Here is a 10,876-nt window from a genome sequence, read left to right on the forward strand (position 1 = left end):
GCGAAGGATGCCGCCTGCGCCTATGCATAGCCCTGAGTTTGGTGGACACTGTCGGGGTAGAAGCTCTGTTGCCTCTGTAACTCAACTAGCGACAACATTTCATTTCTCATGCGCTTGCGTTAGGGTTGTGGAACATTTTGATGTAGTCGAACACGTTTTGGCGAGGACTGCTGGAAGAAGGGGCCCTAACCTGACGAAAACATCTATCGGCCGAGGTCGAGCAGAAAAGCGTCGAGTAGAGGCTCGAACCGCGCACCGGCGGCATTGCCCTCGTCCTTCGCCCTGAGCATGGTGGCTAGGTCATCGCTCGTCACATCGAGGATGAGTTTGCCCGCGTCCCGCATCGCCCCTCTTGCCGCCTCCCGGCTATCCGGATGAAAGCCCAGCGGCGACAGGATTATGGCGGTCGAGCGCATCGCGGTCGGGAAAAGGTACTTTTCGGTGACGTGCAGCACGTTGGGCTTTAGCTTTACACCATAGTTTTTGAATTCGAACAGCACGTAGCGCGTGCGGAAATCCTCGATCAGACTTCGGGAAAAGACATCATCTCCGCTGACCTTAGCCAAGGCGTCGAAACGCTTGTCTTTGCCACCTACATGATCCTGGCGCTGCCAATTGGTAAGGTCCGTCCCGAACAGATACTGAAAACACTCTTCAGCAATGATTTCATATAGGCGCCAGCTGACCGCAGCAGCACGCCCCGAGCTCAATTTTTGTGGTTTGGTGCTGCGGCCGGGCGTGATTTCGAGCAGTTCCTCGGCAAGTCGATGGCCCTGGGTTTCCGGCGGCGGCGGCGATGCATGTCGTGGGGCGGGCTTGGTGCGGAGGGCATCGATGCGCAGCGGCGGCGGCGCCGGCGAAATGTCGGTCCGCCGGTCAAAATCGGCGAGGCCCGAGTTGAGCTCACGGGTGATATCGACGAGTTCGTTGAGGATCGCAAGGTCATGCTCGAGCGCCGCGGAAAAGAGATCGTCGAGGCACAGCAGTGTAATGTCTTTGAAGATCGCCTCATGCGCTTCGATGGTCTCCCGGCGCAGGCTGATGATGAGGACGGCGTGGTCGGCGTTAAGTTGCTCACGGGCATTGGCCACCATGATGGCGGCTCGTTCGAGATCCTTGAGGTTGGGGGTCCTGCTGCGAGGGGCCTTGATCTCGATTGCGCTGCTGACGCCCCTGACCTGAACCACGAGATCCGTTCGATATCGTGCTTGCCCGGATGGAAACGGCACCTCGCGCTTGACGGCAAAGCCACACGCAGAAAAGAGGCGAGCGACCACATCCTCGAAACGCTGACTTGGCGGGCGATTTCCAGGGTCGTCGAAGGGCGGTTTTAGCGGGGGTTGGTTTGGACGGGTCATGTTCGCCACCATGCCCGATCGGCGTCAAAACGTCACCCCTATGCCCGCTTTTCGGATGAAACAGAGTCATCTGCCGATTCCGATGAAGCCGCCCCATTGTTCCGAGATGATTGCGCCCCCGGATTCCGGGATGATCTCGCCCCCTGTTTCATCGGGGTCTGCAGGCAGTAATTGTTGTCAGTTCGTTCGAGTAATGTGTCAAGCTTTGCGCGGCAGATTTCGTCGTAGGCTTTCTCCGCTGAGTTCGATGCGATGGGCATTGTGGACGAGACGGTCCAGGATGGCGTCGGCATAGGTGGGGTCACCGATGACACCGTGCCAGGCGGATACGGGGAGCTGGCTGGTAATGATCGTCGATCGGCGGCCGTAGCGGTCCTCAAGGATTTCCAAAAGATCGTGACGGGCCTGTTCGTTGAGCGGCTCGAGACCCCAGTCGTCCAGAATCAGGACCTGAACATGGCCCAGGGTGCGTTGCAGCCTGGCGTATCTGCCGTCACCGCGGGCGAGCGCGAGCTGTGCAAAGAGCCGAGGGACACGCTGATAGAGAACGGAACGGTCGTCACGGCAAGCCTTATGGCCAAGGGCACATGCCAACCAGCTCTTCCCGACGCCTGAGGGGCCGCATATGGCCAGATTGTCGTGAGCACCGATCCAGTCGCCCCCGAGCAGCTTCATGAAGAGCGCACGGTCGAGGCCGCGTTCGGCGCGATAATCGACATCTTCCGGGGTCGCCTGATGACGAAGCTTGGCGAACCTGAGACGCGCCGCAAGTTTGCGGTCGTAACGGGAACTCCATTCCCGCTCGAGCAGCAATCCGAGCCATTCGGCATGCGAGAGATGTTCGGCCTCGCCGTTGGCGACGAGTTCGCCGAAGGCTTTGGCCATGCCGGCCAGGCCCATGGCGTTCAGTCGATCAAGTGTTGGATGAGCAAGCATTCTTCGTTCTCCTTAGTGGTAATAGCGAGGTCCGCGGATGTTCTCGTGGTGGATCGGTTCGTGCGAGGCGGCTCCATTCGAACTCGCCGTCCGGTCGAGGTGGTTGTCGAGGATGGAGCGCACCGAACCATAGGTCCGGGCCCCGATCTCCAGCGCTCGGGCGCAAGCGGCATTGACCCTGTCGCGGCCAAAGCTCCTGCCGAGGCGGACAATCCCGAGGCAGGCGCGAAAGCCCTGCTCGGGATGCGGCCGGTCGGCAAGGATGCGCTCGCACAAGAGGTCGACATCCGGCCCCATGGCGGAGGCTTCGCGTCGAATGCGTTCGATCGTCCAGTCGGCAAAACGACGATGCGCCGAGGGCATATGATCGGGGATGGTCGTGTGCTTGCCGTTGCCACTCGAGCGGCGGTGCGCGGCGATCCGCTCGCCCTTATGGAATATCTCGATCGTATTGGCGGTGATACGCGCCTCTACTTGCTCGCGGGCAAAGCGATAGGGAACGGAGTAATAATGCCGTTCGATCTCGACGTGGTAATCCAGCCCGGCACGCCGGATACGCCATTCGGCGAAGACATAGCGCTCGACAGGCAAGGGCCGCAGAACCGGACGATCGAGTTCCTCGAACAATTGACGCCGCGTGCAATTGACCCGACGCAAGACCCTGATGTCGTTGAGGTCACGGAGCAATTCCATGATCGCCGCATTGACCTCGGCGAGACTGTAAAAGACGCGATGGCGCAGCCGTCCCAACAGCCAGCGCTCGACGATACGAACCGCGGCCTCCACTTTCGCCTTGTCGCGCGGCCGCCGCGGCCGTGTCGGAAGAACGGCGCTCCCATAGTGCGCCGCCATGGCGCAATAGGTCCTGTTGACCTGGGGATCGAAGTGGCACGCCTTGATGATCGCCACCTTGGCATTGTCGGGCACAAGAAGTGCCGGTGAACCGCCGAAGAACTCCAGCGCCTGAACATGGCATTCGATCCAGTCCGAAAGCGTCTCGGTCCAGCGCGCCTGCGCGAACGAAAGGCTGGACGCTCCCAGGACCGCTACGAACAGGTGTGCCTGCCGCGTCTTGCCCGACAGCCGGTCGACAACGACCGTTACCGTGTCGCCGGCATAATCGACGAACAGCTTGTCGCCGCTCGCATGCTCCTGCCGCATCGTCACAGGCAGCTTCATCGCCCAGCCGCGGTAAAGGTCACAATACCGGCTGTAGCGATAGCCATCCGGATAACGGCCGATATATTCGTCCCAGAGAATTTGCAGCGTCACATGCTTGCGCTTGAGCTCGCGATGCACCTCAGCCCAGTCCGGCTCGGGGGCCCGGCGATGACCCGTCTTCGTCCCGGCCGCCTTGTAGAGCGCCGCTTCCAAAACGGCATCGCTCATGTCGTCGTCCAACGGCCACGAAAGCCCTGCAGCCGTCGCCCGCCGCAGCGTCTCGCGCACCGTCGACGGCGCGGCGCCGACCCGGACCGCGATCGATTTGTGGCCCAGTCCTTGCTCGGCCCGATATCTCAGTATCTCGCGGACACGCCGCATCTCCAGTCTCTCCGCAGGCATCCCGTTCCTTCCCCATCACCATCGACGGAAGGAACTTCACACCGGCAGAACACCCACGCCACACCCCGTCCGAAGGGGCGGCATCATCTCGGAACAAGGGGGCGACTAATTCTCGGAACTGGGGGGCGAGATCATTTCGGAATCAGGGGGCGGATTGCCTCGGAATTTGCAGTCATCTTGTACGACCGTAGTAAGGGCGCAGCAATCGGTGCCCGCGCTTTGCTGCAATGCCACAGTCCACAGTCCACAGCCAACAAAAACAGACCTGTGAACGGATATGAATCGCCGACCATTCTGTTTTGTCGCCAGTCCCAACTGCTAGGTACCGCTTTGGGGCACTCGCTGTGAGTTGAGGAGGCTGGTTAAGATCAAAAACCCTTACCACCCTCGTTAATGCCTTTCAGAGGGGCGCTCCATTCGGGGCAACCACGATCCTAGCAGCATCGCGTACTTCCAGCCCCGACTCCCACCGGTTGAGACGGATTGCCAAGTCGATCGGCCGGCGGCATAGATCGTGGCGTTCAACATACTTGCCAGATAGTCCGAGATTCCCGAGATGCCCCAAAATCTTCAGAAAGCCGCCTATGAAGCGCTGAAAGCGTTCGAGGCGGATGCCGATTCCGCAATGGCGGCGCTATCCATCTGGGGCTTGCCGTTCCGGGCGCTTTATTCGAGCATGCTCCTGATTGCCGACGCAGCGTTCAGCGGTGGGCTGTTGGTTTCCACGCAGAACTGAGCCGGTTAGGCGCATAATTTCCATTGAGAATTGAGCCATGTGAACCTTCCCCCAACGCGGTGAGCGACGGGGGCAACGGAGTGATCCACATGGGACTTTTAAACATCATCCGTCGGATGGCGCTGCGCGAGAAGCAGTCGATCCGGGAGATCAGCCGGCGCACGGGGCTGTCACGCAACACTATCGCAAAGTATTTGAGTGCCGGCACGATCGAGCCGACGTTCACGGTTCCGGAACGACCGAGCAAGCTTGATCCTTTTGCAGACAAACTCTCTGGCTGGCTGAAGACCGAGGCCGGGAGGTCGCGCAAGCAGCGCCGAACATTGAAGCAGCTTCATGCCGATCTGATGGCTCTCGGCTTTACCGGCTCCTATGGTAGGGTCGCCGCGTTCGCTCGTGACTGGCGGACTGAGCAGCAGACAGCGAGCCGCGGCATATTCATTCCTCTGTCCTTCCGCCCAGGCGAAGCGTTCCAATTCGATTGGAGCGAAGATTATGCCGTGATAGGCGGCGAGCGCACGAAGCTGCAGGTCGCCCATATCAAACTATCACACAGCCGGGCGTTTCTGGTCAGGGCCTACCTGCTACAAACGCACGAGATGCTCTTCGACGCTCATTGGCACGGGTTCCGTGTGTTTGGCGGTGTGCCGGGTCGCGGCATTTACGATAACATGAAAACCGCGGTCGATCGCGTCGGTCGTGGCAAGGAGCGACAGGTCAATATCCGTTTCCTCGCGATGACGAACCACTACGTCTTTGCGCCTGAGTTTTGCAATCCCGCCGCGGGTTGGGAGAAGGGCCAGATCGAGAAGAATGTCCAGGATGCCCGGCCGCGACTTTGGCAACAGATGCCGGACTTTCCTGATCTGGCGGCATTGAATGCCTGGCTGGAACAGCATTGCCAGGACCTGTGGCGCGACACAGCACACGGCACCTTGCCCGGCACGATCGCGGACGTCTGGTCCGCGGAACAGCCAGCATTGATGGCGCTCCCCGCTGCGTTTGACGGCTTCGTCGAGCAGGGCAAACGTGTCTCTCCGACATGCCTGATCACCTTCGAGCGGAACCGCTATAGCGTGCCTGCATCGTTTGCGAACCGGCCTGTCAGCTTGCGGATTTATCCCGAGAGACTGGTTGTTGCAGCCGAGGGCAATATCCTCTGCGAACATCCGCGGATCATAGAACGCAGCCACGACAAACCACCGCGAACGATTTACGACTGGCGGCATTACCTTGCGGTCATCCAGCGCAAACCCGGAGCCCTGCGCAATGGTGCGCCTTTCCTGGAATTGCCGCGGGCCTTTCGACAGTTGCAGGACCAGATGCTGCGTCGCCTGGGCGGCGATCGTGAGATGGCCGATATCCTGGCTCTGGTGCTTCATCACGACGAACAGGTCGTCGTCAGGGCTGTGGAGCTGGCTCTGGATCAAGGCGTCGCGACCAAGACACATGTGCTGAACCTGCTGCATCGTCTGATCGATGGGAAAACGACTGACGGCCCTGACATCGACACGCCACAGGCGCTGACCTTGTTGCGTGAACCCAAGGCCAACGTCGAACGCTACGATGGCTTGCGTGTCCGGATCGTGGGAGGTCGCCATGCGTCATGATCCCGCAAGTGCCGCCGTCGTCATCATGCTGCGGAGCCTGAAGATGTATGGCATGGCCCAAGCCGTCACAGACCTGATTGAGCAAGGGGCTCCAGTTTTTGATGCGGCCGTGCCGATCCTGTCCCAGTTGCTGAAAGCCGAGATGGCCGAACGTGAGGTTCGCTCGATTGCCTATCACATGAAGGCTGCTCGCTTCCCAGCCTATAAGGACATCTCCGGGTTCGACTTCGCCGCCAGCGAAATCAACGAAGCGACGGTGCGCCAACTGCACCGATGCGAGTTCATGGACGGGGCGCAGAATATCGTGCTCGTCGGTGGGCCGGGCACAGGAAAAACACATGTCGCGACTGCCCTTGGGGTCCAGGCGATCGAGCATCACCGCCGGAAGGTCCGCTTCTTCTCGACCATCGAATTGGTCAATGCGCTCGAACAGGAGAAGGCCAAAGGCAAGGCAGGACAGATCGCTGAGACCCTGGTTCGCCTCGATCTCCTGATCCTCGATGAATTGGGATACCTTCCGTTCAGTGCCTCAGGGGGAGCGTTGCTCTTCCACCTGCTAAGCAAGCTCTACGAGCGCACCAGCGTCATTATCACGACCAACCTCAGCTTCAGCGAATGGGCAACCGTCTTCGGTGATGCCAAGATGACCACGGCTTTGCTCGATCGCCTGACCCACCGTTGCCATATCCTGGAAACAGGAAACGACAGCTTCCGCTTCAAGGCCAGCTCGGCCGCAGCAGCTCAGAAGAGAGGAGAAAAGGCCAATCCCTTGACCAAAGCCTGATCAGAAAACCATACTCAGAGGTGGCTCACTTCTCGGTGGAAAAACCGGCTCAGTTCCGCGTGGAAACCAACACATTCGAAACTAGTGGACGTCGAAGCCGCAAAACAGGGCGCACTTGCTGCCCGAATTCTGAATCAGGTATGGGAGGCGGCATAGCTCTCCTATTAAAATCTTGATGGGTGTAGCACTTAGTGCTACATAGACCGATGTCAGAACGAGTGTTCAAAACGGCGTGGTTTGCCAAGGCGGCAAAGAAGGCGCGCATCTCCGACAAGGCATTGTCGAAGGCAATCAGTCAGGTTGCCGTTGGACAAGCCGACGATCTCGGCGGTGGCGTCTTCAAGAAGCGCCTCAACGACAACATGCATCGTTCAATCGTTCTGGCGAAGGCCGGAGAGTTCTGGGTGTTCGCCTATCTCTTCGCCAAGAAGGATCGGGCGAACATCGACGACGACGAGCTTCTGGCGTTCCGGAAACTCGCGGACCTTTACCGCCTCAAGAAGAACGCTGATCTGGAAGCGGAAATCGAGACCGGTGCACTGTTGGAGATTCACGATGGCGATTAAACGCAAATTCAAGAGCGATGCCTTCGAGGCCATCCATAGCGCTGTCGAAGGCATGTTTGCGGCTGGGACCATCGACAAGGAAACAATGCGGACCTTCGATGAGGATTGTCTTGTTATCCCGCAGGAACTGTCGCCTGGCGAGATCAAGGCGCTTCGCGAGGACAACCATGTCAGCCAGCCGGTCTTTGCCCGTTATCTGAACACGAGCCCGTCGACGGTTCAAAAGTGGGAAACTGGTGCCAAGCGCCCAAGCGGGCCGGCGCTCAAGCTCCTCTCGCTCGTGCAAAAGCACGGGCTGCAGATGCTTGCGTAACTGGATCTCCACTGGCGCACGACAGGCGCGCGCTGCGCTTTCGAATTTCAGGGGCTTCCTGATGACGAATCGCCGCCATAGTGAAGCCGCATGTTTCCAGAGCCTTGCAACCGTCATATTGCCGATCTGCGTGTGCCAGATTGCTCATGACGGCCATGATGATAGCCATGGTTTGAAGCGACCGTTTTGCCGGTCTTACTGAACCCCTACGTCACAACACGCAACATGCAGATTTGCCGTCAATGGATGCATCCTATCCAAACCTTGCCCAGACGCTTTCTAACGGCCTGAGCAACCGCCACGTCGCAGCCGTCAGAAAAAACCATGCCAAAAGGCTTCCTCAACGGCTCGTAATCCCCATAGTCATCCAACGTGCCAGCTGGTTCCGGCCCAGCCAGTGCATATCGGATTGAGGCCCAAAGCTCCCATGCCAGCTCCAGTTCGCCGGGATCACCAGGATAAACGCGGCTCGCTGGCACCATTTTTTTGAAGAGACCCATTTCCCCCAAAATGATGGATGAAACGAAATGAGCGCAGCAATCGGCCAGTTGGATACCGATAACGGACTTTGAATCGCAGCCCATCTCCAGCGTAAAGCCGTCAGGCAGCTTGACCGAATTCGATTTCATACCCTGATCAAGATAGACGGTCTGTTCGGCATACGATCCATGATGCGTGATCGCTTCGATTATTCTCCCTGCCAGTGACATAAGTTGATCCCGCTCATGAACGGAGCACACACCGAATGCGATCTGGCATTTTCCGATAATCTCTTGGAAACGATCGCGCAGCTGTTGCGCACCGGGGTTTCCGGCCATTTTCATGCTGCTTTTGAACTCGTCCTGACCGGGGACGAAACCACAGGAGGATAACGCTTTCTCAGCCTGTTGGGTTTGTTCTTCGCTCGCCACTACAGCAGCCAGAACAATAAAGTTCGCCCTCGCGTGGATGCTTTCATCGATATAGATGCTCATAGCATCACTGCGCCAAACGGCCCATTGTTTGTCAAGGAGACATGGCATAGGTTGCCAGCCTGCGTCGGCACTTCAAGCATGCGGTAGCGTGAATGGGTCTCCCGGTCTGCCCGACGCCGCGACGAGCCTGAAGAGATCTATTCCTCCTCGCCCTCAGCCGCATCTAGCGCATCCTCCTGTATACCCTTCCGGCTGAGCAACCCCGCGTCCTCGAGCGCCTCGATGTCCGGCAGGTCGCGCAGCGTCTGCATGCCGAAGGCGGTGAGGAAGTGTTTCGTCGTCACATAGGTATAGGGCGCGCCCGGCGTCGGGCTGCGCGGGCCGGAGGCGAGGAAGTTGGCATTGCGCAGGCTGGCGATCGTGTCGCGGCTGACCTCCTTGCCGAAGATTTTCGACAGGTCGCCGCGGGTGATCGGCTGGAAATAGGCAATCGCCATCAGCACCATGGCCTCGAAGTCGGACAGCGCCGGCGCCGCACTCCGCGCCGAGGCCTGCGACGCCCGGATCGGAACGGCGAAACGCGAACGCGTTCGGTGCTGCCAGCCGCCGGCGACGGAGACGATCTCATAGGGCCGGTCACGGAGTTCTTCCTGCAGGTCGTCGATCAGCAGGTCGATGCTGCAGTCCTTGCCGACGACGCGCGCCAGTGTCTCACGGCCAACCGGCTCGGCCGCGGCAAAGATCACCGCCTCGACGCGCAGCATCCATTCGCGCCAGCGCAGTTCCGGCGGCAAATCCACCAGCTCCCGATCCAACAAGCGTTCACTTGCGTCCTTCGTCCGAGGCGTCCGTGCTTTGTCGCGTGCGTCCGGTTCAGCCATCGTCATAGCCCATAGATCCGGAACGCGCTGCGGCCGGACAGTTCCCGCACGGCACCAAAGCCCTCCAGCCGGTCGAACAGACGAGTTGCCGCCCACCGAGAGAGATTGCTGCCGGGCGCCGAGGCGGCGACCGCGTCCTCATTGAGCAGGGCCTGGATGACGGCGCCGGCGCCTTTAGTCCGGACCTTTGGCGCCGCGGCGCGCAACGTCTCCGCGCGGCGCGCAATCTCGCCGGCGGTGCGCAGGGCCGCTCCCGTTGCCTCGGTGAGGGCAAGACAGACGGCACGAGCGAAGGCCTGTTCCCCCGGACGTACACGGCCCCTGCCCCCAAGCGTCTTGAAGGCCGGCCCATAGCGCTCGGCCATCAGCAGCGGCACGGCAAAATCCCATTTCAGCAGCGCGGCGATCAGCAGATCGGCCAGCATCCAGGCGAGTGGTTCGGCATCCGGCCGCACCGCATGGACGGCCGTGACCAGGTCCGCCGCGGCGAACGGCGCGGGACGGCCGGATTGCAGCGCGTCGTCGGCATGGTCGACGGCCGCGGTGAGCCGCTCGTCCCAGGCGAGACCCAACAAATCCGCGAGCTCCGCCACCGCCTTCGAGGAAAAGGCGGGTTTGCGGGTGGAAAGCCTTTTGAAGGCCAAAAACACCGTTCCGGCCGGGCCGGGATCGTCACCAGCGGCCGTCAGCAGAACGGCATCGCGCAACGCCGCCTCGTCCTCGTTGCGCCCCATCAGCCGGACCGCGACAGCCGCACATTTGAGGGCCTGGCGAGACCGCCAGCAACCGGCCCAAACGGGCGCGAAGCGGACAAGATCGTCCAGCGATTTCAAAGCGATGCCGGCGGCGACGGCGGCGGCAATCTCGTCCGGCTCGCGGCCACGCGGCAGGGTCCAGCCGGGCAAAGTAACCGGGAACATCGGCGAGGCGACAAGAGGGGTGACGGGCGAATCCATGACCGTCATCCTATAATGGGTGTGCGGTTTATGCTATAGATTGCGACACAAACCACACGCCTTGTCTTTCCTCTATAATGAAGGATAAGATTGCATTATCGTTCATTTTGCTCATTATAGAGGGAATGACCCATGTCGCTCGTTTTTCACCGGCGGACAGCCCCTTTTGAGCGTCAGATCGACGAGAATTCGCGTTCATTGAGCGGACCGGGTTTGCGGCCAATTCCCGGACTGCTGGCCGAGGATGGCCTCTGTCGTC

The 10,876-nt window shown here is 60.0% G+C and carries 11 protein-coding genes; 5 read left to right on the top strand and 6 right to left on the bottom strand.

Annotated elements, in window-relative coordinates:
* Positions 1-203: 203 nt before the first annotated feature.
* From SPHINGO391_RS01620 to istA (SPHINGO391_RS01630), 3 genes are all read right to left on the bottom strand, one after another.
* Positions 204-1,358 (bottom strand): hypothetical protein, encoded by a 1,155-nt coding sequence (locus tag SPHINGO391_RS01620; RefSeq protein WP_152007241.1) that lies wholly within the window; start codon positions 1,356-1,358, stop codon positions 204-206.
* A gap of 198 nt (positions 1,359-1,556) precedes the next feature.
* Positions 1,557-2,294: an IS21-like element helper ATPase IstB gene (gene istB, locus SPHINGO391_RS01625; RefSeq protein ID WP_069456397.1), complete on the bottom strand. Its 738-nt coding sequence runs from the start codon at positions 2,292-2,294 to the stop codon at positions 1,557-1,559.
* Positions 2,295-2,306: 12 nt separating this feature from the next.
* Positions 2,307-3,836: an IS21 family transposase gene (gene istA, locus SPHINGO391_RS01630; RefSeq protein ID WP_130520943.1), complete on the bottom strand. Its 1,530-nt coding sequence runs from the start codon at positions 3,834-3,836 to the stop codon at positions 2,307-2,309.
* A gap of 577 nt (positions 3,837-4,413) precedes the next feature.
* On the opposite strand from istA (SPHINGO391_RS01630), the gene SPHINGO391_RS01635 reads away from it, so the two are divergent.
* The 5 genes from SPHINGO391_RS01635 to SPHINGO391_RS01655 all read left to right on the top strand — a co-directional run bounded on the left by SPHINGO391_RS01635 (position 4,414) and on the right by SPHINGO391_RS01655 (position 7,866).
* Complete coding sequence (locus SPHINGO391_RS01635) at positions 4,414-4,593, top strand: hypothetical protein (RefSeq protein ID WP_152007244.1); 180 nt, start codon at positions 4,414-4,416, stop codon at positions 4,591-4,593.
* A gap of 89 nt (positions 4,594-4,682) precedes the next feature.
* Entirely contained in the window at positions 4,683-6,203 is a 1,521-nt protein-coding gene (gene istA / locus SPHINGO391_RS01640) for an IS21 family transposase (RefSeq protein ID WP_152007245.1), read from the top strand.
* Positions 6,193-6,987, top strand: a complete 795-nt coding sequence (gene istB / locus SPHINGO391_RS01645) for an IS21-like element helper ATPase IstB (RefSeq protein ID WP_130521584.1) — start codon at positions 6,193-6,195, stop codon at positions 6,985-6,987. Before istA (SPHINGO391_RS01640) ends, istB (SPHINGO391_RS01645) begins: the two co-directional genes overlap by 11 nt.
* Positions 6,988-7,193: 206 nt before the next feature.
* Positions 7,194-7,553, top strand: a complete 360-nt coding sequence (locus tag SPHINGO391_RS01650) for a type II toxin-antitoxin system RelE/ParE family toxin (RefSeq protein WP_152007246.1) — start codon at positions 7,194-7,196, stop codon at positions 7,551-7,553.
* The gene (locus SPHINGO391_RS01655) at positions 7,543-7,866 is read left to right on the top strand and encodes a DNA-binding transcriptional regulator (RefSeq protein WP_152007247.1); all 324 of its coding nucleotides are present in this window, start codon (positions 7,543-7,545) and stop codon (positions 7,864-7,866) included. Before SPHINGO391_RS01650 ends, SPHINGO391_RS01655 begins: the two co-directional genes overlap by 11 nt.
* A 239-nt stretch (positions 7,867-8,105) precedes the next feature.
* Here the strand turns inward: SPHINGO391_RS01655 and SPHINGO391_RS01660 are convergent, their stop codons facing one another.
* The 3 genes from SPHINGO391_RS01660 to SPHINGO391_RS01670 all read right to left on the bottom strand — a co-directional run bounded on the left by SPHINGO391_RS01660 (position 8,106) and on the right by SPHINGO391_RS01670 (position 10,617).
* Entirely contained in the window at positions 8,106-8,840 is a 735-nt protein-coding gene (locus SPHINGO391_RS01660) for a DUF3800 domain-containing protein (RefSeq protein WP_152007248.1), read from the bottom strand.
* A 137-nt stretch (positions 8,841-8,977) separates the two neighbouring features.
* Positions 8,978-9,661 (bottom strand): SMC-Scp complex subunit ScpB, encoded by a 684-nt coding sequence (locus SPHINGO391_RS01665; protein ID WP_244615078.1) that lies wholly within the window; start codon positions 9,659-9,661, stop codon positions 8,978-8,980.
* Between the two features lie 2 nt (positions 9,662-9,663).
* Complete coding sequence (locus SPHINGO391_RS01670) at positions 9,664-10,617, bottom strand: DUF1403 family protein (protein ID WP_152007250.1); 954 nt, start codon at positions 10,615-10,617, stop codon at positions 9,664-9,666.
* Between the last annotated feature and the right edge of the window lie 259 nt (positions 10,618-10,876).

Origin of the sequence: Hoeflea sp. EC-HK425, from assembly GCF_902498795.1 — a bacterium.
GTDB classification, from domain to species: Bacteria; Pseudomonadota; Alphaproteobacteria; order Rhizobiales; family Rhizobiaceae; genus Hoeflea; species Hoeflea alexandrii.